The 26,758-nt window shown below is 42.5% G+C and carries 19 protein-coding genes; 6 read left to right on the top strand and 13 right to left on the bottom strand.

Annotation, left to right across the window (positions count from 1 at the left end; all coding sequences use genetic code 11):
• Positions 1-185: 185 nt before the first annotated feature.
• Positions 186-707, bottom strand: a complete 522-nt coding sequence (locus AS141_RS22785) for a cupin domain-containing protein (protein ID WP_057940019.1) — start codon at positions 705-707, stop codon at positions 186-188.
• A 215-nt stretch (positions 708-922) separates the two neighbouring features.
• Between AS141_RS22785 and AS141_RS22780 the strand changes: the two genes are divergently transcribed.
• The 4 genes from AS141_RS22780 to AS141_RS22765 are packed head-to-tail and all read left to right on the top strand — an operon-like array spanning position 923 to position 8,261.
• Positions 923-2,170 carry an ROK family transcriptional regulator gene (locus tag AS141_RS22780; protein ID WP_057940018.1) on the top strand — a complete coding sequence of 416 codons (1,248 nt, stop codon included), beginning with the start codon at positions 923-925 and terminating at the stop codon, positions 2,168-2,170.
• A gap of 21 nt (positions 2,171-2,191) precedes the next feature.
• Positions 2,192-5,479, top strand: coding sequence for a VCBS repeat-containing protein (locus tag AS141_RS22775; protein ID WP_057940017.1), 3,288 nt, complete (start codon positions 2,192-2,194; stop codon positions 5,477-5,479).
• Positions 5,476-6,822 (top strand): vanadium-dependent haloperoxidase, encoded by a 1,347-nt coding sequence (locus tag AS141_RS22770; RefSeq protein ID WP_057940016.1) that lies wholly within the window; start codon positions 5,476-5,478, stop codon positions 6,820-6,822. Before AS141_RS22775 ends, AS141_RS22770 begins: the two co-directional genes overlap by 4 nt.
• A complete protein-coding gene (locus AS141_RS22765; protein WP_057940015.1) occupies positions 6,819-8,261 on the top strand; it encodes a sulfatase family protein in 1,443 nt (480 codons plus the stop codon). Before AS141_RS22770 ends, AS141_RS22765 begins: the two co-directional genes overlap by 4 nt.
• On the opposite strand, the gene AS141_RS22760 is transcribed toward AS141_RS22765, so the two are convergent.
• The 4 genes from AS141_RS22760 to AS141_RS22745 form a co-directional block, all read right to left on the bottom strand.
• Positions 8,262-9,110 carry an ROK family protein gene (locus AS141_RS22760; RefSeq protein ID WP_057940014.1) on the bottom strand — a complete coding sequence of 283 codons (849 nt, stop codon included), beginning with the start codon at positions 9,108-9,110 and terminating at the stop codon, positions 8,262-8,264.
• A 2-nt stretch (positions 9,111-9,112) separates the two neighbouring features.
• Positions 9,113-11,413: a GH92 family glycosyl hydrolase gene (locus AS141_RS22755; RefSeq protein WP_057940013.1), complete on the bottom strand. Its 2,301-nt coding sequence runs from the start codon at positions 11,411-11,413 to the stop codon at positions 9,113-9,115.
• Between the two features lie 326 nt (positions 11,414-11,739).
• Positions 11,740-13,341, bottom strand: coding sequence for a SusD/RagB family nutrient-binding outer membrane lipoprotein (locus AS141_RS22750; protein WP_057940012.1), 1,602 nt, complete (start codon positions 13,339-13,341; stop codon positions 11,740-11,742).
• 1 nt (position 13,342) lies between these two features.
• Complete coding sequence (locus AS141_RS22745; protein WP_057940011.1) at positions 13,343-16,408, bottom strand: SusC/RagA family TonB-linked outer membrane protein; 3,066 nt, start codon at positions 16,406-16,408, stop codon at positions 13,343-13,345.
• Between the two features lie 1,206 nt (positions 16,409-17,614).
• Here AS141_RS22745 and AS141_RS27475 point away from each other — a divergent pair.
• Positions 17,615-17,851 carry a transposase gene (locus AS141_RS27475; protein WP_394331085.1) on the top strand — a complete coding sequence of 79 codons (237 nt, stop codon included), beginning with the start codon at positions 17,615-17,617 and terminating at the stop codon, positions 17,849-17,851.
• On the opposite strand, the gene AS141_RS26695 is transcribed toward AS141_RS27475, so the two are convergent.
• The 3 genes from AS141_RS26695 to gap all read right to left on the bottom strand — a co-directional run bounded on the left by AS141_RS26695 (position 17,814) and on the right by gap (position 20,345).
• A complete protein-coding gene (locus AS141_RS26695) occupies positions 17,814-18,065 on the bottom strand; it encodes an ISAs1 family transposase (RefSeq protein ID WP_262481011.1) in 252 nt (83 codons plus the stop codon). The genes AS141_RS27475 and AS141_RS26695 overlap by 38 nt on opposite strands.
• Positions 18,066-18,094: 29 nt before the next feature.
• Entirely contained in the window at positions 18,095-18,235 is a 141-nt protein-coding gene (locus AS141_RS27470) for a transposase family protein (protein ID WP_082632392.1), read from the bottom strand.
• 1,105 nt (positions 18,236-19,340) lie between these two features.
• The gene (gap, locus tag AS141_RS22720; RefSeq protein WP_057940006.1) at positions 19,341-20,345 is read right to left on the bottom strand and encodes a type I glyceraldehyde-3-phosphate dehydrogenase; all 1,005 of its coding nucleotides are present in this window, start codon (positions 20,343-20,345) and stop codon (positions 19,341-19,343) included.
• A gap of 249 nt (positions 20,346-20,594) precedes the next feature.
• Between gap and AS141_RS22715 the strand changes: the two genes are divergently transcribed.
• Complete coding sequence (locus AS141_RS22715; protein ID WP_057940005.1) at positions 20,595-21,467, top strand: trypsin-like peptidase domain-containing protein; 873 nt, start codon at positions 20,595-20,597, stop codon at positions 21,465-21,467.
• Between the two features lie 184 nt (positions 21,468-21,651).
• Here the strand turns inward: AS141_RS22715 and AS141_RS22710 are convergent, their stop codons facing one another.
• The 5 genes from AS141_RS22710 to AS141_RS22690 all read right to left on the bottom strand — a co-directional run bounded on the left by AS141_RS22710 (position 21,652) and on the right by AS141_RS22690 (position 26,592).
• Entirely contained in the window at positions 21,652-23,883 is a 2,232-nt protein-coding gene (locus AS141_RS22710) for an NADP-dependent isocitrate dehydrogenase (protein WP_057940004.1), read from the bottom strand.
• Positions 23,884-24,075: 192 nt separating this feature from the next.
• Complete coding sequence (locus tag AS141_RS22705) at positions 24,076-24,873, bottom strand: amidohydrolase (protein ID WP_057940003.1); 798 nt, start codon at positions 24,871-24,873, stop codon at positions 24,076-24,078.
• Positions 24,870-25,424: a peptide deformylase gene (def, locus tag AS141_RS22700; RefSeq protein WP_057940002.1), complete on the bottom strand. Its 555-nt coding sequence runs from the start codon at positions 25,422-25,424 to the stop codon at positions 24,870-24,872. The genes AS141_RS22705 and def overlap by 4 nt, the downstream gene beginning before the upstream one ends.
• Positions 25,421-25,834, bottom strand: a complete 414-nt coding sequence (ruvX, locus tag AS141_RS22695) for a Holliday junction resolvase RuvX (protein WP_057940001.1) — start codon at positions 25,832-25,834, stop codon at positions 25,421-25,423. Before ruvX ends, def begins: the two co-directional genes overlap by 4 nt.
• A complete protein-coding gene (locus AS141_RS22690; RefSeq protein ID WP_057940086.1) occupies positions 25,834-26,592 on the bottom strand; it encodes a hemerythrin domain-containing protein in 759 nt (252 codons plus the stop codon). Before AS141_RS22690 ends, ruvX begins: the two co-directional genes overlap by 1 nt.
• Between the last annotated feature and the right edge of the window lie 166 nt (positions 26,593-26,758).

The following is a 26,758-nucleotide window of genomic DNA, read 5'->3' as shown; positions in this document are numbered from 1 at the left end:
ACTCATTTCAATCAAAATCACTTTTCACGTATATCCTTTTGTACTTCAAATAATTACCAGTAAATTCAATCACTGTTCAAGCTAGTCTTGTAGGATTTTTTATAAACTATTGAGTTTATTTAAGGGTGATTGAGCTACAGACGACAAATTTTAAACTTTTCAGCTCGGGTATAACCCGAGCTTTTTTAGTTTCTAGAATAGTCGTCTTCCAACCGCACGATATCTTCTTCATCTGATGGATTTTCCGGATCTATGTGCATCCAAATTTCGGCCACTATACCCCAGGTATCCAAGCCGACCAATCTGTGTCGTTCGCCCTGTTTCAGAGATACCATTTTCCCAAGTACCATTTTCTCCAATGCTCCAAGTTCATCTGTTTCGCTTCGAACTATCCCTGATTCCCCATTGATAAGTTTCCAAAGTTCCGCTCTGCGAAAGTGATATTGCCATGAAAGACGCGCTCCTGGTGCTACTAATAAAAACTTAGGACTTAACTTTTGCTCCAATTGCACTTCTGAAAGATTAACCTCAGCAAAGAAAATGGCTCTAAATTCACGAATCTGGCTTTCATCCAACACAAAAAAACCTCCCCATGGTCTGGTCTGGTCTACTTTTGAAATTCTAAACCCCTTCTCTATCAAAAAGTCTCCAACTTTCTGGAACACCTCTTTTTTGCTCTGGTCAGCATTAATATCTATCAAACTCATAACTATTAAAATATATTTTCCAAAAATAGGTATTTCATTCGAAAAATGAATTCTACTGGAGCAATCTCACATTTGGAATCTTTTACGAAAAACCATGATTAACATATCAAGAATTGAGTGATATCACAACAAATTCACTTGTGTTAGTTTATTTTTTTAATGAAGTGCTTTTTTGAAAATCAAAAATTGCCGTTATTCAGGAATAACTTATACCTATGCACCTAATTAACCCTCAGGAAGTAATCGACAAAATGGATGGGGTAGTAGAAATCAAAAGCTACCTCAATAAAATTAAGATTATTAAGAACCTTTACACTAAAGGGGCAAACACAGCAAGTGAGATCTGCACAGAAGTAGGCATCTCTTTACCAACAGTAAATTCTCTACTCAGTGACTTGATCTCTAGTGGAGAAGTGATCAAACAGGGACGCGCAGAGTCACAGGGAGGGCGAAAACCCGACCTGTATAGATTAGCTCCTGATGCATTCTATGTCCTTTCAGTCGATCTTTCCAAGTTCAATATGAATCTTGCCCTTTATTCCTGCAACCATACGATTGTTACAGAGAAGGAAAGTCACAGGATCAGCTTAGATAATGAAAAAGAAACGTTTGACCACATTTGCCAGCTGATAGAGTCATATCTGATCAAGACGGGGATACCTGCTCACAAAGTAATAGCAATTGGCTTTTCCATGCCTGGTCTGACGGACTCCGTGGGAGGAGTGAATTATACTTACTTGAGATTTGGGGAGAAAACCCTTCTTGAAAACTTGGAGACTAGGTTTTCAAAAAAGATATTCCTCGAAAATGATGCCCGGGCAATGACCTTAGCAGAATTCAAATTCGCTACTGATCACAGCCATAAGAATGTTCTTGGACTTTTTATTGGTTGGGGAATTGGACTAGGAATCATCATTGACGGTAAATTATACCAAGGAGCATCAGGTTTCGCCGGAGAATTCAGCCACTCTCCTATTTTCGAATCCCGTGATGTCACCTGCATTTGTGGCAAAAAAGGATGTCTGGAGGCTGTAGCTTCTGGTACCGCAATCGTCAAAATGGCGGAGACAGCCATAAAACTCGATAAAGACAGCATACTGGCAAGGATGGCCCGGAATCAGGAAGGCGGTATAATGCCAAATCTAGTAGTGGAAGCAGCCTTGTCTGGTGATCAAAGAGCAATCACCATCCTTTCAGAGGCTGGCTTGGATCTAGGAAGAGGGATTTCAATGCTTATCCAGGTATTAAATCCTGAGTTGATAATAATCGGGGGATCTGTTGCTGAAGCAAATCAATATTTAATCACGCCAATCCAACAAGCTTTGAATATTTACAGCATGGCAAAATCACGGGAAAAATCCCAACTTGCCCTTTATCAATTAGGTGAGGATGTTGGACTTTTAGGCGGAGTCGCGGTTGTAAACGAAAAGCTCTTCGAAGATGTAACTACCCGGCTAAGTTAACTGTCAGATCTACTTATTCATATGAGGATCCTTAATAAATCCAAAGCAGTACTGTTTATTTTAGGATATCTTCTGATCCTCCAACTGGAAAACACTCTTTTAGCCCAATCTTCCAATATGGTTTTTGAAAGTATATCAGGGAAAAAATCCGGAGTTACTTTCAAAAACCAACTTAAAGAGGATACCAATAATAACATTCTGCGCTATGAATATTTTTATAATGGAGCAGGGGTAGCGGTGGGAGATTTAAACAACGACGGGCTGGAGGATATTTTCTTCACCGGCAATATGGTGCCCAACAAGATGTATAAAAACCTTGGAAACTTCAAATTCGAAGACAAAACCAAATTTTCTGGTATTTCAGGAAAAAACTCTTGGACTACAGGTGTGACCATGGCAGATGTAAATGGAGATGGGCTCCTTGACATCTATGTGAGTTATTCGGGAAAAGGAGATGCTGACAGCCGCCGAAATGAACTCTGGATTAACAGGGGCGGATTCAAATTTCAAAATGAAGCGGAAGCATACGGACTTAATGATTCAGGAAACAGCACCCAAGCATTATTTTTTGATTTTGATAAAGATGGAGATCTCGATATGTATCTACTTAATCACCACATTGAGTCGATCCATGAAATGGAATTTAGTGAGGTAAAATCAATCCGGCATCCGACTGCTGGAGATAAACTTTTCAGAAATGACGGAGAAAAATTCATTGATATCTCGCAACAAGCCGGAATTAAGGGTTCGGCACTAGGATTTGGTCTTTCTGTGGTTTCCTCAGACATAAACAAGGATGGCTGGCCGGATTTGCTGGTCACCAATGACTACATTGAGCCTGATTACCTGTATATCAACAATGGGGATGGTACATTCACAGATCAACTGACAGAACATTTTCAGCATATATCCCACTTTTCTATGGGAGCGGATATCGCTGACATCAACAATGATGGCAAACCGGATATCTACACACTCGACATGCTGCCTGAAGACAATGCACGGCAAAAGTTGCTCTATGGTCCGGAAAACTATGAGCAATATGCACTAATGATTCAAGAGGGATTTTACCATCAAAACATGAGAAACATGCTTCAGGTGAGCCTGGGAGACGGTTTCTTTTCTGAGGTGGGACAGATGGCCGGTATTTCGAACACAGACTGGAGCTGGTCTGCCTTATTTTTTGATGCAAATAATGATGGACAAAAAGATTTGTTTGTCACCAATGGCTATTTCCGGGATTACACCAATCGGGACTTTTTGAAGTACAAAGGGGATTACTATTTCAAACAGGCTATAGCGGCGGAAAAGGCTGATACATTGCATCTGGTCACCAGCATGGCCTCAACCCCAATCCATAATTATATTTTTGAAAACAACGGAAATCTGAAATTCTCAGATCGCTCCGGGGAATGGGGATTTTCTGAAAAGAATTTTTCAAGTGGAGCCGCTTATGCAGATTTGGACAATGACGGTGATCTGGATTTGATCATAAACAACCTGAACGCGCTAGCAGGGATCTATGAAAACAAGCTAAATGCTGTCAATTATCTGCAAATCCAACTCTATCAAGAGGATCAGAACAAATTTGCCATAGGAGCTAAGGTTGAGATTTATGACGGACAAACAAGGCAATTTGCGGAAATTCAACCCGTGCGGGGATTTCAATCTTCAGTGAGTACAAGATTACATTTCGGGTTAAGTGATCATAACAAGGCTACGTCAGTTGAAATCACCTGGCCCGATGGAAGTTTTCAGGTTTTGGAGGATGTGAAAGCAAACCAGCTCCTGAAGATCACAAAAGAAAACACAGGTCAACCTACAGAAGCATCAAAGCCCTCCCCTATCTTCAAGCGATCTGCAAACTCGCCAACCTTCGTATCCCAGTCAGCAGGGTTCAATGATCTTAAACGTCAGCCCCTGATGATTAACATGCCTAGCTATATCAGTCCAATTCTGGCTCAGGGGGATCTCAATGGAGATGGAATTGCTGAGGTTTTTATCGGTGGTACCAAGGGACAAGCAGCAAAGATTTTTACGCTCAGCAACAAGGAATGGATTCCCTACCACGGCTTTATCTCGTCTGAAGAATTTACTGATGCAGTGGCTATTTTTAAAGATTTCGATCAGGATGGTACACAGGATTTATTTGTAGGTAGCGGTGGCTATCATGACTACTTAGCTTCAGATGAGGGCCTACAGGATCGATTGTACCTAAACGACGGTTCCGGACAGCTTACCAGGGCGGCCAATTTCCCTAGCTATACCTTAAGTACAGGTGATGCCGTGGCCATTGATGCCAATGGAGACGGAGCATTGGACCTCTTCATAGGCGCCCGACTGATCCCTGGCAAGTACCCGCTAATCCCTCAAAGCAAGATCCTTATTAATGACGGTGCGGGAAATTTTTCAGACCAGTCCGCTACCTATCTTCCCAAATCAGGAGAGCCAGGTCTTGTTACCGGGGTAGAGAAAATAGATCTAAATGGAGATGGATTAGATGATCTTGTTATTGTGGGCGAATTCATGCCTATAACCTTCTGGGTAAATCAAGGCGGGAAATCATTTGAGGATCAAACTTCAGTCTTTCTCGATAAAACACACGCAGGATGGTGGGGAAGTATCCATTCAGCCGATATGGATGGAGATGGAGATCTCGATTTGATTGTAGGAAACTATGGGCTAAACACCCAGTTCAAAGCAAATGAAAATAGACCCATCAAGCTCTACGCTGCTGACTTTGACAAAAACGGATCAATTGACCCCATCTACGAATGCTATCTGGGAGATAGTGCTTTCCCTTATGCCAGCAGAGATGAACTATTGGATCAGATGGCAGGCATGCGAAGCAAATTCACAGATTACGCGTCCTATTCAAATGCAAAAATAGAAGACCTATTCACGGTACAACAACTGGAAGAAGCGCAGGTTTTGGTGGCAAATTCTCTGGAAAGCATCTACCTGGAGAACACGGGATCAGGCTTCAAAGCACGCCCTCTTCCAAGTGAGGCCCAAGCTTTTCCCATCTACGCTATTCAATCCTTGGATGTGAATGCAGATGGAAATATGGATCTAATCCTCGGTGGAAATCAAACTTTTACAAGAATCAGAATCGGGGTAATTGATGCAGGATTTGGATTGGTAATGCTCGGTGATGGCAAGGGAACCTTTCGCCCACTTTCTCCTTCAGAGTCGGGAATAGGTATTAAAGGAGATATTAAGTCAATTTTGTACCTGCAATCTTCAGGTGAATCAAGCGTACTTTTCGGTATTCATAATCAGCAAATTCAGCAATACGATATCAAATGATCCGATTTCTTCTAAGTCTACTATTTTCTACTATTCTGGTTAGCGCACAGTCACGAGCTGCAGGCAAAGAAGTCAATTGGCCAAAAATATATGCTGAGGAGTTATTTCATATCACAGAAGTGATGGTAACCGATGTAGCTTCCCCTCCGGTGGCTGCACGGATTTATGCATATTCTTCATTAGCCTCTTACCTGGTGGCAAAGGAAAGTGGTACAGCGTTTACACATAAGAACCTCTTGCTTCCTACCTATCTCACTGATCAAGTCTGGGAGAGTCCAAAGATTCTCTCTTCTCCGGAGTTTTCCGCAATCTATGCTATGCTAAAGGTAGGAGAAGCGATCATGCCCTCCGGATATTTATTGAAAGAAAGACAACAAGCATGGACTGAGAAAGCATTGAAAAGCAAGATCATTTCCAAAAAGGAACTCGAAGCGCATGTAGCCTATGCAAGCGTAATTGCTTCCCAGGTGATAGGTATTGCCCAAAAAGACGGGTATTTACAGCTTTCTACCCTCATAAGATATACCCCCAAAAAAGGCGAGGGGTTTTGGTATCCCACCCCTCCGGCATACATGGCAGCAGTAGAACCTGAATGGAAAACCATCAAACCATTCTTCATCCAAGATCTGGAAGAGTACAAACCTGCCCCTATGGCTCCATTTGATATGAGCGAAGGCAGTTCATTCCACAGACAATTGATAGAGGTGTATACTACTACGAAAGAATTGAATGAAGAAAGAAAGCTGATTGCCAATTTCTGGGATTGCAACCCCTTCAAAGTCGAATTCTCCGGGCATATGGCACTGGGAGTAAAAAAAATATCTCCCGGAGGCCACTGGATGGGGATCACTGGAATTGCGGCTCAAAAAGCAAAACTTTCACTTGCTGAAACCGCATATGTCCACGCTCTTGTGGGCATGACACTTCATGATGCTTTTATCTCTTGCTGGAAAACAAAATATGAAACCGACAGAATCAGACCAGAAACGCTCATCAATCAAAAGATAGACCAGCGTTGGAAACCTCTTCTGCAAACACCTCCATTTCCGGAATACACCTCTGGGCATTCGGTGATCAGCAGAGCTTCAGCCGTTGTTTTGACAGGGTATTTTGGAAACAATTTTGATTTTATCGATAGCTCCGAAACCTACTTTGGCCTTCCAGAACGTCCTTTCCACTCTTTTCTGCTTGCCTCCGAAGAGGCGGCTATTTCCCGCCTTTATGGAGGAATTCATTTTAGGGATGCAATAGAAGAGGGGATCAAACAAGGAGAAAAAATCGGCACTATGGTCTGGTCAAAAGTTAGTAGTATCAATAGTAAACAGAAAATCTCTATACGATGAAATCCACACATTCAATTCCTCTTTCTTCATTACTCATTTCTCTAATATGTTTTACTTCTTGCGAAACAAAAACCAAAGAAAATGAATTAGTTGGAATTCCATCGAAACCCAATATTGTCTTAATTTTCGCAGATGACATGGGCTATGGTGACTTAGGGGTGTACGGAGCAACTGAATGGAAAACACCAAACCTCGATCAACTGGCAAAAGATGGCGTGCGGTTCACCCAATTCTATGTGCCCCATGCAGTTTGTTCTGCATCAAGGGCAGCACTTCTAACCGGAACTTATGCCAATAGGTTAGAAATTTTTGGAGCTTTGGATCATACTGCCAAACATGGATTAAATCCTGAGGAGACGACCATCGCAGAGATGCTCAGGGCAAATGGCTACTCAACCGGAATGGTTGGAAAATGGCATTTAGGACATCACGATCCATTCCTTCCTACCGCGCAAGGTTTTGATTCCTATTATGGGCTTCCTTATTCCAATGATATGTGGCCTCATCATCCTGAAGCTAAGAACTATTACCCTCCACTACCTTTGTATAGAAACACTGCTGTGATCGATACTTTGGACGATCAAAGTATGCTTACGACCAATTACACCGAAGAGGCGATCAAGTTTATAGAAGAAAGTAAGGATAAACCTTTCTTCCTGTACTTGGCACATAGTATGACCCATGTCCCGCTTTACGTCTCTGATAAGTTTAAAGGCAAATCTGAACAGGGTCTTTATGGGGATGTGATGATGGAAGTGGACTGGTCGGTCGGTCAGGTAAGAGAGAAAATAGAGGAACTAGGATTAGCTGAAAACACACTTATAATTTTCACTTCGGACAATGGCCCCTGGCTTTCTTACGGCGGACATTCTGGCTTAACTGGAGGCCTAAGAGAAGGAAAAGGGACTTCCTGGGATGGCGGTATCCGTGAACCGGGCATCTTTGTTTGGCCCAATCATTTTCCTGCCGGAAAAGTAGAAGAACAAGCTGCTATGACAATAGACATACTCCCAACGTTAGCTGAGATCACAGGTTCTAACCTCCCTGATTTACCAATCGATGGCAGAAGTATCTTACCTATGCTGGAAGGCAAAGAAATGGAGTCAAAACCGTATTTCGCCTACTATAACAGGAATGAACTGCAAGCAGTAATCTATGGTAAGTGGAAGCTTGTATTGCCACATGCCTACAGAAGCATCCCGGAGGGCACAACTATGAGAAACGATGGGATACCGGTAAAATACCACATGCTGAATCTAGAAAAAGCAGCGCTCTTTGACCTAGGCAAAGACCCCAATGAAACAACTGACGTTGCAGGAAGCAATCCTGAAATTTTAACAAGATTGAAACAATTTGCAGATGAAGCACGAGCGGATATGGGGGATGCTTTGACAAAATCTGAAGGAGCTGGATTAAGGAAAGCCGGAAGAGTGGAGTAGCTAAACAAAGGACAAACATGCTCCAATCAATGCCGCACGCTCTCCCAGGACGGATTTATTAATGGGAACAGGATAGCCCATAGTTTCCAAGTAGGCTCTTGTAGTAGGCAGGTAATAATCTCCCGCCAGACTTATTTTTCCCCCGAGCACTACTCCTTCAGAATGCAACCGAATCAAATATGGAAATAAAAATTCCCCGAAAGCTCTGCCGAAAGTCTCGAAGATCTCTTTACAAACAGCGAAGTCAATTTCTGAAGCAAGTAGATCTTTCACTCCTGAAATTTCTAATCCATAGTGCTCAAAAGCATATTTTTTGAACCAGGCTGTACCTAAATAATCCTCTGCGATTCCATCTCGGAATGGCGCAGTCCAAAGCTTCGCGTCTTTCACTACTTCATGCACTTTAATAGCTGACCCTAAACCTGTACCTAATGTGATCCCAACCGAATTCTGAAAGTCCTTTCCCGCACCAGCATAGCTTTCTCCAGCTAAAAAAGCTTCAGCATCGTTGGTAAATGCGAGACAAGATGATGGAATACCCAGACTTTCAGCCAACAAATCCTTTACAGAAAGCTGGTAAAGAGAGGCCATTTTTCCCTGATCTTTTATCAGGGAAATTCCATTGTCGTAATCGTAAGGACCAGGCATGGCAATTCCTACTTTATAGTGTGAAGATTCACCCGCCGCGTTTCTTATCACCTCCGACCAAGCTGTAATAATTGCTTCTTTGGTACAAAACGTATCTACATCAGCTTCATGAAATTCATCAAAGGATGCGGTCCGGTCTCCAAACTTTACTTTTGCCGCGGAGATATGTGAACCTCCGATATCTACTCCTATAACTTCCATACTTAATCTTTTAAGCTTAATGAAAACGGCTTGGCACCTTCAGAAATCCCTCTAGACTTGTTTGGCACAGCGCTCATTTCGAATCCAAGTTTTACCCCCTTTACAAGCTCTGAGTAGTTAAGGAAGTTTTTATCATAAGTCTTCCCATTCCAGGTCATTGACTTGATATATCTCCTATCAGGAGAATTTTGAGGTGAAGCTATTTCAATTTCTTTCCCGTTCATCAGATGGATTCTGGCTTGCTTAAATAACGGAGCGCCCAAAACATACTCATCGGCACCAGGAGTGACAGGATAGAATCCGAGCGCCGAGAAAACATACCAAGCCGAAGTCTGTCCGTTGTCCTCATCTCCACAATATCCATCAGGAGTAGGCTGGTACATTCTATTCATAGTTTCCCGTACCCAGTACTGGGTTTTCCATGGCTGAAGCGCATGGTTATACAAATAGATCATGTGCTGGATGGGCTGATTTCCATGTGCATATTGCCCCATCTGCGCCACTTGCATTTCCCTAATTTCATGGATAACAAAACCATAGTAGCTTTCTTCGAAAATAGGTGCATGTGTAAAAATCCTATCCAATTTATCAGTAAAAGCCTTTTCTCCGCCCATTAGATCAACCAGACCCTGCACATCATGAAACACCGACCAGGTATAATGCATAGAATTCCCCTCAGTGAAAGCATCTCCCCATTTGAGTGGATTAAAAGGAGACTGGAAAGAACCATCTTCATTTTTTCCGCGCATCCAACCCGACTCTACGTCGAAAAGCTTCTTATAATTCATCGCTCTTGCTTTGTATAAAGCAATTTCAGCTTGTGGTTTGTTCAGTTTCTTTGCCAACTGATAAATTGTGAAATCATCGTATGAATACTCCAGCGACCTGGCCGCATTCTCGTTGATATCCACATCGTAAGGAACATAACCCAGTTTGTTGTAATATTCTGCGCCAGCCCTTCCTACGGCCGTCAGCGGCCCTGCATTATTTGCCCCGTGAATCAGCGCTTCATAAAGCGTCTCAATATCGTACTCGTAATCCTCCCCTATTTTTAGGTAAGCATCTGCTACCACTGAAGCAGAATTGTTGCCCACCATTACGTTTCTTAGTCCCGGACTTCCCCACTCAGGAAGCCAGCCGCCCTCTTTATAGGCATTCGCCAAGCCTGCCTGAATCTCTGCATTTACTTCAGGATAAACTAAATTCAACAGAGGAAATAAAGCTCTAAATGTGTCCCAAAAACCTGTATCTGTGTACATATATCCGGCTTCTACCTCTCCGTTGTACGGGCTATAGTGAACCACCTGGCCAGCGGCATTGATTTCGTAGAATTTCCTTGGAAAAAGTAAAGAACGATATAAACTCGTGTAGAACATTTCAAGCTGGGCAACAGTACCGCCCCCTACTTCAATTTTACCTAACTGCTCATTCCAGGCATCTCTACCTTTCCCACGCAACCTTTCAAAATCAGCATCTCCCAATTCTTTTAAATTCAGATTAGCCTGCTCATAACTTATAAATGAGGAAGCTACTTTCACCGTTACTTCGAAAGCTTCATCCTGCTTTCCAAAGCTGATTAATGCACCAACATGATTTGCATTTATAGTTAGCTTTTCATTAACAAGGGTATCAGAGATAGTTTGGGCCAAAGAAAAATCTTGGTTAAACTCTAAGACAAAGTAATTTTTGAAATTATCAGGAACACCACCTGAATTTTTGGTAGAATACCCAGAAATCCTGTTGTTTTCAGGATCAATTCTCACTTCAGATCCACTATCGAATGCATCTAAAATAAACGATGCTTCTTCATTAGCTGGATAAGTAATTCTAAAAAGTGCTGCTCTTTCTGTTGGTGTGAGTTCCACATTGATATCATGATCAGCAAGATATACCTGATAGTAATTTGGTTCAGCGGTTTCTGCCTTATGCGAAAACCAAGAGGCTCTTTCGTCCTGATCAAAAATCGGTACGCCAGTCATCGGCATGATAGAAAACTGACCGTAATCATTCATCCATGGTGAAGGCTGATGTGTTTGCTTGAAGCCCCTGATTTTTTCAGCTCCATAGCTATACATCCAGCCATTTCCCATCTTTCCGGTTTGTGGTGACCAGAAATTCATCCCCCAAGGTAAAGCAATGGCAGGGTAAGTATTTCCGTTGGAAAACTCAGGTCTAGAATCTGTCCCTACCAGTGGCAGTGCATAGTCCACCAATTCCCGGGATTCTGTAGCGGTGATTTTTTGGGCAAGAAGCCCGAATTGAAGGCACAGTAAAAGTGCAATAGTCGCAATAATAGGTTTCATTAAAGAGGGTATTAATTCAGCGATAAACTTACAAATCAATTCTCAGAGTAGGCAAAAGAATTCAATTGGCGGTACTTGGTATTCACAAGTGACAGCCTTGAGTCTCCGAATAGCTCTCAAAACATGCCCTTTCTTATTCTATATCTATTTTTAAATCGACTATATCGGCAATAGGTTCTTCTTCAAAATGCTCAAAATCAAATCAGCACTAAATTCTTGAAAGCACCTGGGCTGTCGGCTACGATAGAAACTTAGGCAGTAAAAAAGATAGAGGCCTTGAACTCAATCAAAGCCTCTATCGAACTAATTATAGGTAAAAGCAGGTATTAATTTCCTGCGTCCCACCATACGTTGTTAATCCAAGTATCACCCCCCATATTGGCAATTGCATCAGCCAATCCTTGCGGATTGGTAGCGCTTTCCGAAGTGGGGTAAAGTTGTCTTCTAGGAATTTGACCAGATGAGAAATTACCTGTATAGTTTATGGCATTCAATTCAGGGTAACCTGATCTTTTCCAATTATTCCAGGACTCTACAAAGTTAGCGAAGACGCCAGTGGTAGCCCAGATCTGCGTATTGATCATTTCCAGTGCTGCTGATGAGTTGCTAGTATCCAATGGATTTGCTGAAGCGTAAGCAGCAGCAGCCGCAGGCGAAATAGTAGCTCCGCCAAATTTGCCTATTGAAACTAGCGCTCCTTCTAATCCAGCTGCATAGTAAGCAGAGGCAGAACCCGGCACAGAATATCCTCGTGTAGCCGCATCAGCTAGCAAAAACTGAATTTCTGCGTAGGTCAAAATGAAAACCGGGGCATCTCGATCCCGATAGATTGCTGTTGGTCTTGAATACTTACCGATTGGAGCCACATCATCGCCCGTGCCTGTTGCTCCAGGATAATTAGGCGCTTTGGTGATATCGGTCGCACCACCTTTTAGATCATAACCATTTGGCATTCCAATCTGGACACTTGGATCACTGTTTCCCGCGGCGGTCCCTTTGTTAGCCGCAAGCCCTGCTAGAGGAATTTCAGCAATTACCGACAGACGGGGATCGTTGTCTGCTTTAAGAAAATCAATCAACTTGTTTGACCAACGTACTTCATACACATCATCGGTTACATTTAGGGCGTTAGCACTTGAATTGGAATAACCATTCGTTTGGTCAGATGCCAACACTGCTTCGTCCGCTGTAGATGTAAAAACACCACCGGCAATAGCTTTTTGTACATAAGTCTGTGCCGTGGCTGGATCCACTTCAACTAATCTCATTGCCATACGCAACATGATAGAATAGCCGAGTTTTTTCCATTTAGTCAAATCGCCTCCATAAAGAACATCGTTTTTGATTTGATCTCCTGACTCATTAATAGAAGAAAGTGCTCCCTCAAGACCGGACAACATTGCCATATACGCTTCAGCTTGGGAATCATACTTTGGCTGCGTGATTCCTTCCTCCGCCCGTAATGCTTCTGAATAGGGAAGATCCCCGTAGACATCAGAAACAAAAGAAAGCGTAAGGACTTTCCATATTTCGCCCACTGCAATTAAATTGGCATATCCTTTCTCTTCAGCAAGAGCTTGCATTTGAAATACTCTGGATGCAGCCGAATAGCCATCATTCCAGACGCTCTGGATATAACTATTGGTACTGCCAGAAGCTACATATTTATCTGCATTGGAATAATAATTGGCCCCTCCAGTAGATGTCGAAGCCATTACCTGTACCCACATACTTTGGAAAAGTATGGCACCGGTATAACCTGTCATCATATTGCCATAATTATACGACACTGTCGGCAAAATCAGGTTAGGATCAAAAACATCCCCATTCGCTCTGTTAGGGTCAGTATTGATATCATCAAAATCCCCATCACAACTGGACACAGCCAGCAAAACGCCAGTAAGAAATATGCTTATATATTTTTTCATTTTAGTTCAATTTGAAATTAAGATTAAACCCAAAGGATCTAGTGCTCGGTAGATTGCCGCCTTCAATACCTGTATAATTGATATTAGAACCAAAGCTTGCTTCCGGATCGATATTCTTAGCCTTACGCATCAAGAATGCCAGATTCCTGCCTACTAAAGAAACATCAAGTCCTTTTAAGACCGGCATATTTCCAAACCATTTTGCAGGGAATGAATACCCTAAAGTCAATTGCCTCAACTTGATAAAATCACCCTCAACGACACTGGTTTTGGTGATATTTTGAGCTAAAGCCTGATAGTATTCCTGGGCTGGTGCAGTTACACTTCCATTAGTCACGCCTTCTTCTCTACCTTCAAGAGTAACCTGATTAAGTCCTCTGAATGTAGAGTAGAACTCAGTTGCGGAAAGCACTTTATTGCCATAGTTGTAATCAATCAGGAATGAGAATGTGATTCCTTTATAATTGAACTCATTATTCCATCCACCATATAATGTAGGCAATACAGTTCCCATATTGATCAATTCACCTCTGACTGGCAATCCAGCTTCATCCACTTGAATGGAACCGTCAGCATTATATGCATAATCATACGCTCGTATTTGAGGCCCCGACTCTCCTACTACATAGGCGGTTACAGCATTTCCCAAGGTAGCCCTATTTTGGCCCAGGTTTACCGGGTTATTGTTGTTATCAGTGCTCAGCACTTCATTTTTTACCTTTGACAAGTTAAATGACGATTTCCAAGTAAAGTTGGTCGTTTGAACCGGCGTGCCAGTCACCAAAACTTCTAATCCCTTATTGCTGGTAGAGCCCGTCGCAACAACTGCACTATTAAATCCGGATGCTATGCTATAGCTAGCATTCATGATTTCGTTATGCGTTTCTTTTTCGTAGTATGCAATATCAAATCCCAATCTGTTATTGAAGAAACTTAGGTCTACTCCTAGTTCTATTTCACTGGTAGTAAATGGCTTCAGGTTCAAATTTGGAAGAGATGTAGGTGATGAACCTGCAGGAACTCCATTGTAAGAGTTTGCGGAACTGTAATAGAAGTCAGTTATGTAAGCGTCAAAGGGCTCTCCACTGGTGACGGCATAAGATGCTCTAAACTTACCGAAATCTAAAGCGGAGCTATTGAGCAATTCACTGAAAACAAATGCTGCTGCTACTGAAGGAGAGAAAATATTATTATCGGCCAGAGGCAATGTGCTGTATACATCATATCTGCCTGTAGTTGTCAATGTCAGTATATTATCATATCCTATACCAACAGAATAAAATGCAGAATGAACCTCACGTTCGTTGTATTCATACGTTCTGGAGAATGTCTCTAGATTGAATGGAGAGTATAAGTAAGGAAGAACGAAGCGACTGCCACCTACTCCTACAGACTCATATTGATTGTTTCTCATATTCGCACCTGCCAGTACGTCAAGATTTAACTTCTCTGTCAAGTTAAATTTACCGCCCAAAATACCATCAATGTTTGTTTCGGATCTTTGGGATTGACCACGGCCGCTTAGGTTACCTTTCAAGTCTGCTGTATAAGCCAAACCATAGGGTTCTACGCTAAAGAAATCATCATTTGATGCATCGTTTCCAACTCTAATCAGTGCATAAATATCTTTTGTAAAGGCATACTTGGTAGCTATTGCAGAAATGATACGCTTTCTACCCAAATCATTAATTCCTTGATTTACCACAAAATAAGGATTGGTCACATAAATATCATCGCTAAATACAGTTTCAGCTCCGGTCTCTATATTATAACCCGGCGCAAAAATACTCTGGCTGATATTTGGCGCAAGTAGCAGGAAATTATTTGGATTCTGAGGTCCATCACTTAGACGGGGAATGTTGTTGGATTTTTGATCTATGTAATTGACCATCGCAGTCACGCTCAGCTTATCTGTAATATTCTGCTCTACATTTAGGTTGATGGTCAGACGATCCAGCCCACTGCTGGGCACGATCGATTTAGCATCTAGATTGGAAATAGACATTCTGAATGAACCGTCTTCACCCAATCCTTTTGCTACAGAAACTGTATTGGTAAAATTGGATCCTGTTCTGTAAAAATCAATATACCTGTCGTTTGAAGGAGAGTAAGGATATTGGTTGCCGTCAAATCCAATAACCGGTGTACCGTCCATTCGGCCGCCCCAAGCTAATCTACCGGTTGTTTGTGCATCGGTTGCAGTCGTTGGCCTAACTCCACCGACTCCTTGACCATAGACATTTTGAAAATCGGTGAAATCTACAGCATTTTCTGCCATATAGTTCATGGTATAGTTTAAGGACCAATCCCCACCTTTCGCTCCCTTTTTGGTGGTGATCAAAATCACTCCATTGGAAGCTCTAGTGCCATAAAGCGCAGAAGCAGCCTGACCTTTCAATACAGTCATTGTCTCTATATCATCCGGGCTAAGGTTACCGATACCATCACCGCTATCAGCACCTCCCCATTGTCCTGCAGAGCCTCTTTGGGTATTATCCATTGGGATACCGTTGATCACATACAAAGGAGACCCTGTACCACTGATACTTGGCAGACCCCTCAATGTAATCTTCGATGTTCCTCCCGGACCACTGTTGGTCCCTTTTACAACTAGACCGGCAACACGTCCTGCAAGCGAGTTGGCAACGTTTGTCTCACGAGCTGTGGTAAGGGCTTCGCTCCCTACCTCAGTCAAAGAATAACCCAAAGTCGCCTTGTCTTTACTGATACCTAACGCGGTCACAACCACCTCTGATAATTCACTGGCGTCTTCATCCAATACCACGTTCAGTTCAGACTGATTCCCTACAGGAATTTCCTGTGAGGCATAGCCGATAAAGGAAAAAACCAATATAGAATTGGTACCTACAGAGATCGAGTACTCACCATCTATATTAGTGGTTGTACCTGTCTTTGTGCTCTTATCAAGGATAGTGACACCTGGCATTGGCGATCCATCCGGCGCTGCCGTCACTACTCCTTTCAAGACTCTACTCTGACCTTGTGCTAGATGCGTTGCGCATAGCATAAAACCTAGAGCAAAAGCAATTGATAATACTTTTCTCATAGCGTGTAATTCTAGATTAGAAATAATTTATAGGGTATTTGGGAGTCCTTTTTATGCCTTAATTCTCTTGCTTGGCATTAAAAGCTTGGGTACAGGGAAATCATACTGATAATTTATCCTATGCAACCTGATAGGATCAGGTAACTCTTGCAAACTATCCGTTTTACAGTTTTTTATCTGGTAAATCTAAATATTTAAAAATTTATTCAAAAGCAATTCAACGATATTTTATTTTAAAACTTCTCCTATTTTTTTAATTTTTTTAAAAAAGACAATTTAAACTAACGATTATTTTAAAAAAATGAAAAATCATCTCTCTTTTATACGAGAACCTATATTTATATGCATCCATCTGCCCCCAATTGAGTAGGAGAAATGGGGTTAGCTCCCGTTTCGACCTCCACACCACCCTACGTACCGTTCGGTATAGGGCGGTTCCTTGCTTTTACACATCGAAAGGCGTGTTTGGCGTTGTTTTCAGTTATCCTTCTATGGAATCACTCTTATCTATCCTTCGGATTCTGTCCTATTCTTTTGATAAGGAGCCTCGTTGCCGAGCATCTGATCCTCTTTTTCCGGTAACATTCATTTACTGCCTAATTGCAAGGTTCGGGCCTTCCCAAACCAACCCGTGATCCGGTACTTTGCCCTCTGCTGACTTCTCATGGCTAGCTTTACACCGTATGTCAGAAAAGAAATCCGACACACGTCCATGAGACCTCCCCAGGTAAGAACGATAACTTTCTTCTCATATACCCGCTACATTTACCATGTTGTCTCCGAGCAGTATAGGACTTTGGTTTGTTAGGCAACCTCATCCAGACAACTTTGGCCTAATATGTAGTTTCAGTCCGTCAGGCCGAGAATTTGCCGCTGGCTTCCTTCAGATTCCACCTCACGATGGACACCCTTGCCTTAAGCTAACACTTCCAACTGCCGAGGCGTGTTCGGAACTTGCACCCTATAGCTATCGCCCATGCTGGGCGCACCCAAAAGAAAAGACTGTCTCAAAAGTAGATAGTTTAAAAGGCTAGCCGATTACTCGGCTAGCCTTTCCTGTTATACTCAAAATTTGTATTTTAAGGTGTGCAAAAACAAGACTTAAATGTAGCCTTTAAGGACTACAATCACAACCAATTAATGCTTCTTCCTCCTTCGTTGGAAGAACTTATTGCTTCCAATCATCCAGGACGAACAGTCAATTAGATCGTAGAACGAATCGACCTCACCCCGGTTTACCTCAGTTTCCCTGACAACGGATCCAGTAGTTACCATTCCAAAATGTTGTTGAAGATTCTGGTTTATGGGTATCTGAAAAACTATTTTTCGTCCCGTAAGCTGGAGAAATCAACCCGTGAGAACATTGTATACATGTGGAGGTCGACCACGTCGCACAAACTGTGCTCTATCCTTCCATGTCCAAGCCCATGGTATCCAGGGTGACAATGCAGCCCTTCAGGCCCAGCAGTTCCGGTATAGCGGTGATTTCATTGCTCTTCGAACCATCATTTACCTGTCCAAGGCATAGCCCGTTGGCCGTTGCAAAGGCTAATACCACATGTAACGCGAGCTTTCCATTGGCCGTGTCCACAGAACCGCGGAGTGTTTTCCCGTCTATAGATACCACTTCGCCTGAAGTGGTATCTATAGACTTAATCCAAGAAACAAAAATCTACTGAATACCTGTTAATCAAGGACTTTGAACACTTTACCAAGAACATCATGGGAAGGTATTCCGTTTTCAAAAGGATAAAAGCTGCTAAGCCAGTCCAGCTTGGCGCGCCCAAAAAGACTGATGGCCATCCAGGTATCAGCCCCGCTGACCACAGCGGCAATGGATTTTTAAAAGCGATTTCCCTGTACCCCTCCACCTTCTTTGGAATTTCTACCAACTTTACTGGGAAGGAAAGTAGCTCCCTAAGCTCATCCTGTTCCATAACCTGTACAGGTCGTTCCGGCGATCTTTCTCGAAATCTTCCAAGCTAACATCATCAGAGCCAGCACTGCCCCGGGTTTGTTTTACCCGGTCATAAGCCTTCTGAACGACGTCCTTTGAAATACTAAATGTTTTTTGATCATCTCAGTACCTCCTTTGGTGTGACCATAGTTTTCTTTGTGATAAAACTGACTAATACATCCCCTTTGCCCCATCTCCATTACAGAGATTTCATCACTACTACGGGATGTTCCGCCCGCGTGCTCCGCATCGGTACTTTTGCTCTTGTGGGTTCACCACTTGAAGGTTTCTCTTAACATCGGGACGAAACGTTCTAACGTTCCGCTTAAATGACTGTACTAGGTTCACGCCACCTATACGCCGGATGCCACCGAAGCAGTAATCAGGTTTCCCTTCGGTTTGTCCCAAGGCAACACCAAGACCTTGGTTTCGACATCGTCTAATCAGCTTTCGACGCTTCATCGATAGTTCGCTTTCGCTCGTCTCTCTAGTACACACCTGATACCTTTAAGGGTACCTTTTCCTTTATCGCTCCTTACCGGACCATTTAAATCCAGCAACATAAAGGTGGTTTGGGGCCTGCGCCTGAACACCGACTCCGAGGGGCCTATCCCCATCATTTAAACAGCACCACAGCATTTTTTCCCTAATGCTTTGTTCGTGACACACTGACCACGGCTGACTCCTCATGGCAAGTTTTACTCCATGTTTCATACTCCGTTTCCACACGTCCCTGAGGTCTCCCGTGGTAAGGCAACCCACTTTCACTCCATGTCCCCGCCTCATTTACACACCAATGTCTGTGTAATCTTTGGACTTTGACTTGTTACGTACCCCCCCACAGTGGACTTTCACTACCTAGTTGATTGCCATGCACGGAATACAAAAAATTAGCATCGAGTCGAAACCCGATGCTATCTCAAATTTATCCTTAAAGACTGTATCGTCTATTCAGGACTAGTCATAGTTTACTTATTACTTGCTGGCAATGAAGCTAACCAAGTCGATTACTTTATTGGAGTAACCCCACTCGTTGTCATACCAAGAAACTACTTTCAAGAATTTGTCAGAAAGCTGAATACCCGCACCTGCATCGAAGATGGAAGTTCTGGCATCTCCAAGGAAGTCATTAGAAACCACATCATCTTCAGTGTATCCAAGAACGCCTTTCATGGTAGTCTCAGAAACTTCTTTCATTTTAGCACAAACCTCAGCATAAGTAGCAGGATTTTTCAATCTAACTGTCAAATCCACAACTGATACATCCGGAGTAGGAACTCTGAATGCCATACCAGTCAATTTACCATTAAGTTCAGGAATAACTTTTCCTACCGCTTTAGCAGCTCCGGTAGATGAAGGGATGATATTTTGACCTGCGCCACGTCCACCTCTCCAGTCTTTTGCAGAAGGACCGTCAACAGTTTTCTGAGTTGCAGTAGTCGCGTGAACTGTAGTCATCAAGCCTTCCTCGATTCCCCAGTTGTCATTCAAGACTTTGGCGATAGGTGCCAAACAGTTTGTAGTACAAGAAGCGTTAGAAACGAAAACCATGTCAGAAGTATAAGCATCTTCATTCACACCCATTACAAACATTGGCGTGTCATCCTTAGATGGAGCAGACATTACAACTTTTTTGGCGCCAGCATCGATATGGCCCTGTGCAGTTTCTTTAGTCAAGAAAATACCGGTTGATTCGATAACATAATCAGCTCCTACTTCACCCCATTTAAGGTTTGCCGGGCTTTTCTCGGAAGTAACACGGATGCTATTTCCATTTACTACCAAAGCGCCGTCTTTCACCTCTACAGTCCCTTTGAAAGTACCGTGAGTGGAGTCATACTTAAGCATGTATGCCATGTAGTCCACGTCGATCAAGTCATTGATCGCTACTACCTGGATATCTTCTCTTTCTTGTGCAACTCTGAACGCCAAACGTCCGATTCTACCGAATCCGTTGATTCCAACTTTAATTTTGCTCATTGTTATTTTGATTTTACGTATAGGTTTGATTCCTAAAACTCCCTTGGAGGTATGCCTCTTTTGGCCAAAAATCCCTGCGGGATGGCTAAGTTATCACATTTATTTGGCTAGCCCAAACTATCTTACGAACCAATAAAAGCCAGCTTAAATACAATCGATTTCGAAAGATAATTTTTTTCTTAAAAATTCTGAAAAATCCAATTTCCCGATGCTTTTACCTATTTTGAAATCTGAAACACCTAATTTTTGATGTTTGAAAAAGCAATTCTGGAAACCGCGGGTTATACTCGCGCAATTCATTCTATCTCAAGAAATTTTGGAAGCACTCAAATAGAGAGAGGTTCAGCCACCTTGTTTTTTGTAAATCAAGAAGGCTATGCCCTAACGTGCAAGCATGTCGCACAGTGGCTGAGACAAGCAGATCAGATCAATCAGAAATACTCCACATTCCTTCAGCAGGGTAAAGAGATGAGTGGTGGGCAACGTGCTTCCTTAATCAAAAAACTGGGATTGAAAGCTGACACCACCTCTGAGATGCGTGTCACATTTGTGGATTGCGTGGATCAGATCAAGAACATAAAGTTCTTCATCCATCCGGAATACGACCTTGCCTTGATCAAATTCGAAGGTTTTGAAAAACCACTTTTTACAAATGTTCCCAAGTTCAAGAAGAACCACTCTGAAATAAACCCCGGAGCAATGCTATGCAGACTGGGATTTCCTTTTCCCGAGTTTTCAAACTTCCACCTAAATCAACAAAATCAATCCTTGGAATGGACAAGTACGGGAACCATGCGTTCTCCCAGATTTCCTATCGAAGGGATGCTGACACGATTTCTGGGAGACAAGAAAGGAAAAGTCTATGGGATGGAGATGAGCACGCCAGGTCTGAGAGGACAAAGCGGAGGGCCGCTTTTTGATTCTTCCGGCATCATCTGCGGAATGCAAAGCCGAACCAAACATTTACACCTGGGATTTGATATAGAAGACAAAGCAATTATTGCCCATGGCAAGGCCAAAAAAGTGAATGACTATGCCTTTATCCATTTAGGCGAATGCATTCACGTATCGGTGATCAAGGAATTTATGCGGGCAAATAAGGTGTGTTTTGAGGAGGAGTGATTGGATTTCGGATTTATTCCAATTCAAACCAATTTAACAGGTGAAAATTAGCAGATTTGCTTAGTTCTGATTTTTGAAACAAAATCTCGCTCCGGCGTTCTCTACGAGAACCTCCGTGGTTAAAAGAATCCAACAAAAAAGCCACCCGATTTCCCGAATGGCTTTCCATATTTTTCAGTTCTTCTTAAACTAAGGTTGTTAAAACTTCATTTAAGGTAGCACTTGGCCTCATCGCTTGAGAAGCCAGTGCAGCATCAGGCCTGAAGTATCCGCCTATATTCACCGGAGCACCTTGAGAACCGTTCAATTCTTCTACAATTACATTTTCTTTTTCCCCCAAGGCTTTCGCAATCGGCGTAAATTTGGCTTTCAACTCCGCATCTTTAGTTTGACCGGCAAGTGCTTCTGCCCAGTAAAGCGCAATGTAGAAATGGCTTCCTCTGTTATCCAGTTTGCCTACTACTCGTGCAGGAGATTTATCGTTTTCCAACCATTTGCCGGTCGCCTGATCAAGCGTTTCAGCAAGAAGCAAGGCTTTTTCATTATGGAAAGTCTGTCCCAAATGCTCAAGTGAAACCGCCAACGCAAGGAATTCACCTAAGGAATCCCAACGTAAGTGCCCTTCAGAAACAAACTGCTCCACGTGCTTAGGTGCAGATCCACCTGCTCCGGTTTCAAACAACCCACCACCATTCATCAATGGAACGATGGAAAGCATTTTCGCCGAAGTACCCAATTCCAAAATCGGGAACAAATCAGTCAGGTAATCTCTCAATACATTTCCTGTGACAGAGATCGTGTCCATACCTTCCCTGATGCGCGCCAAAGAAAGGTTTGTCGCCTCAACAGGTGAAAGAATAGAAATCTCCAGTCCAGTCTGATCGTGATCCAGTAGGTATTTATTGACTTTTTTAATCAATTCAGCATCATGTGCTCTATTCGGATCCAACCAGAAAATGGCCGGTGTATCTGAAAGCCTTGCTCTAGTAACAGCAAGTTTCACCCAATCCTGTATTGGTGCATCCTTCGTCTGGCACATTCTCCAGATATCTCCGGCTTCTACCTCATGCGAAAATATCTCATGTCCGTTTTGGTCAATAACTTTTACAGTACCTGCATAAGGAATTTCGAAAGTTTTATCATGGGAACCGTATTCTTCGGCTTTCTGGGCCATCAGACCCACATTAGGAACAGAACCCATAGTCGATGGATCAAAGGCCCCATGAGTCCGGCAAAAATCAATCGTAGCCTGATAAACACCGGCATAGGATCTATCAGGAATGATCGCTTTGGTATCCTGAAGTTTGCCTTCCTTGTTCCACATCTGGCCGGAAGTCCTGATCATCGCAGGCATAGAGGCATCGATAATCACATCACTTGGCACATGTAAATTGGTGATTCCTTTGTCAGAGTTCACCATGGCTAAGTCTGGGCTATCCGCAAGACAAGCTGCAATATCTGCCTCAACTTCAGTTCTCTTTGGGATAGAAAGTTTATCAAGATTGGAGATCAAGTCCCCGAATCCATTATTCACATCAATTCCCACCTCATTGAAAGAGGCGATATGCTTAGCAAAAACCGGCTCAAAAAAAACTTTCACTGCATGGCCGAAGATAATGGGGTCAGAAACCTTCATCATCGTAGCTTTCATGTGAAGGGAAAAAAGAACTCCTTGTTCCTTTGCCTCTGCTTTTGCATTTCTTAGAAATGCCGTCAAAGCAGAAATACTCATTGTGGAAGCATCTATCACTTCACCAGCTAGAATCTTCAAACCGGATTTAAGAATCTCTTTTCTGCCATCTACACCCTGCAATTCAATTGAAATAACAGCCTCCTCTGTCATTGTATGAGATTTTTCACTTCCATAAAAATCGCCTTCAGTCATACTATCCACATGAGACTTGGAGTCCGCAGACCATTTTCCCATGGAGTGAGGGTGTTTTCTTGCGTAAGCTTTCACCGCTTGTGGAGCTCTTCGGTCTGAGTTTCCCTCACGGAGAACTGGGTTCACTGCCGAGCCTTTGATTTTATCATATTTACTCTTAATGTTCTTTTCTCCTTCGGTTTTTGGTTCTTCCGGATAATCAGGAAGCGCATATCCCTGCGACTGAAGTTCCTTAATCGCAGCCTTCAACTGCGGAATTGATGCGGAAATATTCGGAAGCTTTACGATATTGGCTTCAGGAGTTTTGGCGATATTACCCAACTCAGCCAATGTATCCGGCAACTGCTGCTCAGAAGTTAGGAATTCTGAGAAGTTGGCGATAATTCTGGCAGAAAGTGAAATATCACGGGTCTCTACTGATACACCGGCAGATTTAGTGAATGCTTCTACAATTGGTAATAGGGAATACGTTGCCAAGGCCGGAGCTTCATCGGTCAGCGTGTAGAGAATTTTTGGAGTTTGGTTACTCATGGTTTTAAGAATTCAAAAAGGCTAGTTAAACCCTGAATCATCAATCGATCGTTCTTCGGTCTTAATCCATTTTTTCTTTTAATATGGAATGGAAATAGAGAAACAGGGTCTTAAAATATCGCGGCTAAAATACGGAAAATATCCTTGTTTCAAATTCCACCCGCATAAAGTACTGAGTGTCTGAAAAAAGGATTACTTGATCAAAAAATCATCAGAATCCATCCAAGCCGGAAACTTCTCCCTATAAGAATCCAACTCCCCCGCATCCAATCGCACTATAATGATTTGCTCATCTTCTCCCATAAATTCAAGCTGATTCCCTTTATAATCATAAACTGCAGAATGCCCATTGTACTTTATTCCATTTCCGTCCTCTGCCACACGGTTCACCCCCAAGGAATACGACAGATTTTCAATGGCACGTGCCGGCAAAAGTGCATCCCAGGCTGAAATTCTCGCAGCAGGCCAAGAAGCCACATAAAAAATCAGGTCATAGGCCATTTGCCCATCAATCACCCTATTTCTGGACCAGATAGGAAATCTAAGATCATAACAAACTTGCGGACATATCTTCCAGCCCTTCAATTCAAAAACCGGCAGCCTCTCTCCTGAGGAAAATGTCCTGTCTTCGTCCGCCATTCTGAAGAGATGTCGCTTGTCATAATGCTGGATCATCCCATCAGGACCTACCCAAAGCAACCGGTTAAAAAATTTACCATCCACCTGGATAATTGCACTTCCTGCAATGGTAGCATTTTTTTGTGCAGCCAGCTGCCGCATCCATCTGCAGACAGTGAAATTCATAGGTTCTGCCAATTCCGCTGCCTCCATACTAAATCCTGTCGGAAACATCTCAGGCAGGATGATCAAGTCCACTCCTTCTTCTATCCCCCAAAGCTTCTCTTCCAACATCGCCAGATTGGCGACCTTATCTTTCCAATGAAGATCAGTTTGTACCAGCGCTATAGAGAGTTGGGTGGATTTAATCATTTAAGCGGGTAAATCATTCGGTAATCAGTGGATATTTTGCCTTTACTTACGTCTATCAGCTTGGATTTTACAAGTCGCTTTTTGAGGCCTTTGAGGTAGTCTATGAATAAAATACCTTCCAAGTGATCATATTCATGCTGGATCACACGGGCAGTCATTCCAGAGAATTCTTCCTCCTTCAGATTCCAGTTTTCATCGTAATACTCTATAGTCAATGTTTCCGGACGAGTGATCTCTGCACGGACTTCAGGAATACTCAGACAACCTTCCTCGAAGCTGTAATCATCTCCATATTCATCCAAAATAATCGGGTTGATGAATGCCCGTCGGATACCCACCTCTTCATCCTCTTCATTTAGCATCAAACTACTGTCAATGACAAAAAGGCTAATTCCCTTATTGATTTGGGGTGCAGCCAGACCTACGCCGCTGGCGTTGTCCATGGTTGCAAACATATTTTTTATCAGCTCGTCAAGCTCTGTTCCTTCGGTAATTTCCTCAGCTTCTTTTTTCAGAATCGGGCTACCGTAAGCAACTATTGGGTAAATCATTGTCTCTCTAAATAGGATTGTAGAATAATTGCCGCACTCACCTTGTCCAGGTTTCCTGCTTTTTCTTTTCTGTCTTTCTTTTTACTTCCCATGGAAATCATGCTTTGCATGGCCATCTTAGAAGTGAACCGCTCGTCAATGAGTTCAATTTTTTTATCAGGAAATGCCTTCGAAAGCCTGTCCTTCATCGTAACTACTTTGGGAGTCATCTCGTTATCCTGCCCATTCAAGCGGGTCGGATATCCAAGAACCAGTGTATCCACTTCTTCTCTGCTGCAGTAGCTTTTAAGATAATCAAGCAGTGCGGATGTCTCAATGGTTTCCAGCGGATTAGCCAGCATTTTCAATGGATCGGTAACAGCCAGGCCGGTCCGTTTGGTTCCCAGATCAATAGCGAGTATTCTGGGCATCAGTTTTTTCTGGTTTTTTTACGGATTTGGCGTAAAGCCTCCCTTTCCAGTTCTACTGCTTTTGGGAAAAGTAGTTCATCTTCTATTTTGGCATGAATTCTAAGTTCCTGCTCGAAGTTTTGTAATTCATGATATAGCACTTTCATCGTCAATGGAGCGTTAAGCTCCAAAGAATAATCCGCTGTCAACTTTCTGATTCCTTCCATTTCATCATCGTGAATCTCATGCTGGTCAGCTAATAAATGAACTGGATCTCTTTCCAAAATCGTAATGGCATCATTCAGCGAAAATCTATTTTCTTCAATATCCTGAAGCAATTCAATTCTCTTGAAAAGCCTGCTTTCCTCTTCATGAATATGATGAATAAAATCTTCTACAAAGAGTGGAAACATAATCCGTAGGTCTGCCATCAAGGAAGCAAATTGAGGCTCTGGGACTATACCTGAGATAATATTAGACAGAAAAGGTAATTCCTGACGTACAAAATAGTAATGCTTCTTCTTTAGGTAAGCCACCAAAATCTCAATGGGATTTAGGTAAAGCTCTTCGGTAGAAGGCTCCTTCCGCTGGGCCCATGATTCCAACTCTGTAATCAGCTGACTGGAATGCACTTTATGTTTCCTGCAAACTACCTCAAGCGATTCGGTAGGATATTGGTAAAAGCTGATTCCGAAATAATGCAGCACAGAAGCAAAGACGTAGTTTTCAGAAACTAAATCTCCTAATAGTGCCTTTTCAAAATCATCTATTGATCGCATCTTGCAAAAATAATTTTTTTTAACAGAAAAAAGGGGAATAAATTGAGCCATTATACCCTCCCCTCGTATAAACATTTATTAGCTTTATCAAATGCCCCTTTAATAACAGGGTGAAATAGGCTAATTTACCGTAACAATAAAGAAATATAACCAACTGAAAGAGAAA

It is taken from the genome of Algoriphagus resistens, from assembly GCF_001442615.1.
Classification (GTDB): Bacteria; Bacteroidota; Bacteroidia; order Cytophagales; family Cyclobacteriaceae; genus Algoriphagus; species Algoriphagus resistens.
Note: the sequence above shows the minus strand (reverse complement) of the source record. Positions and strands in the feature narration are given on the sequence as shown.

Excerpts from the sequence above, each read along its gene's own strand:
- AS141_RS22780 (WP_057940018.1), top strand. The coding sequence starts at position 923 with ATGCACCTAATTAACCCTCAGGAAGTAATCGACAAAATGGATGGGGTA.
- AS141_RS22715 (WP_057940005.1), top strand. The coding sequence starts at position 20,595 with ATGTTTGAAAAAGCAATTCTGGAAACCGCGGGTTATACTCGCGCAATT.
- AS141_RS22765 (WP_057940015.1), top strand. The coding sequence starts at position 6,819 with ATGAAATCCACACATTCAATTCCTCTTTCTTCATTACTCATTTCTCTA.
- gap (WP_057940006.1), bottom strand. The coding sequence starts at position 20,345 with ATGAGCAAAATTAAAGTTGGAATCAACGGATTCGGTAGAATCGGACGT.
- AS141_RS22690 (WP_057940086.1), bottom strand. The coding sequence starts at position 26,592 with ATGCGATCAATAGATGATTTTGAAAAGGCACTATTAGGAGATTTAGTT.
- def (WP_057940002.1), bottom strand. The coding sequence starts at position 25,424 with ATGATTTACCCAATAGTTGCTTACGGTAGCCCGATTCTGAAAAAAGAA.
- AS141_RS22705 (WP_057940003.1), bottom strand. The coding sequence starts at position 24,873 with ATGATTAAATCCACCCAACTCTCTATAGCGCTGGTACAAACTGATCTT.
- AS141_RS22710 (WP_057940004.1), bottom strand. The coding sequence starts at position 23,883 with ATGAGTAACCAAACTCCAAAAATTCTCTACACGCTGACCGATGAAGCT.
- AS141_RS22770 (WP_057940016.1), top strand. The coding sequence starts at position 5,476 with ATGATCCGATTTCTTCTAAGTCTACTATTTTCTACTATTCTGGTTAGC.
- ruvX (WP_057940001.1), bottom strand. The coding sequence starts at position 25,834 with ATGCCCAGAATACTCGCTATTGATCTGGGAACCAAACGGACCGGCCTG.
- AS141_RS22785 (WP_057940019.1), bottom strand. The coding sequence starts at position 707 with ATGAGTTTGATAGATATTAATGCTGACCAGAGCAAAAAAGAGGTGTTC.
- AS141_RS22755 (WP_057940013.1), bottom strand. The coding sequence starts at position 11,413 with ATGAAACCTATTATTGCGACTATTGCACTTTTACTGTGCCTTCAATTC.
- AS141_RS22775 (WP_057940017.1), top strand. The coding sequence starts at position 2,192 with ATGAGGATCCTTAATAAATCCAAAGCAGTACTGTTTATTTTAGGATAT.
- AS141_RS22745 (WP_057940011.1), bottom strand. The coding sequence starts at position 16,408 with ATGAGAAAAGTATTATCAATTGCTTTTGCTCTAGGTTTTATGCTATGC.
- AS141_RS22760 (WP_057940014.1), bottom strand. The coding sequence starts at position 9,110 with ATGGAAGTTATAGGAGTAGATATCGGAGGTTCACATATCTCCGCGGCA.
- AS141_RS22750 (WP_057940012.1), bottom strand. The coding sequence starts at position 13,341 with ATGAAAAAATATATAAGCATATTTCTTACTGGCGTTTTGCTGGCTGTG.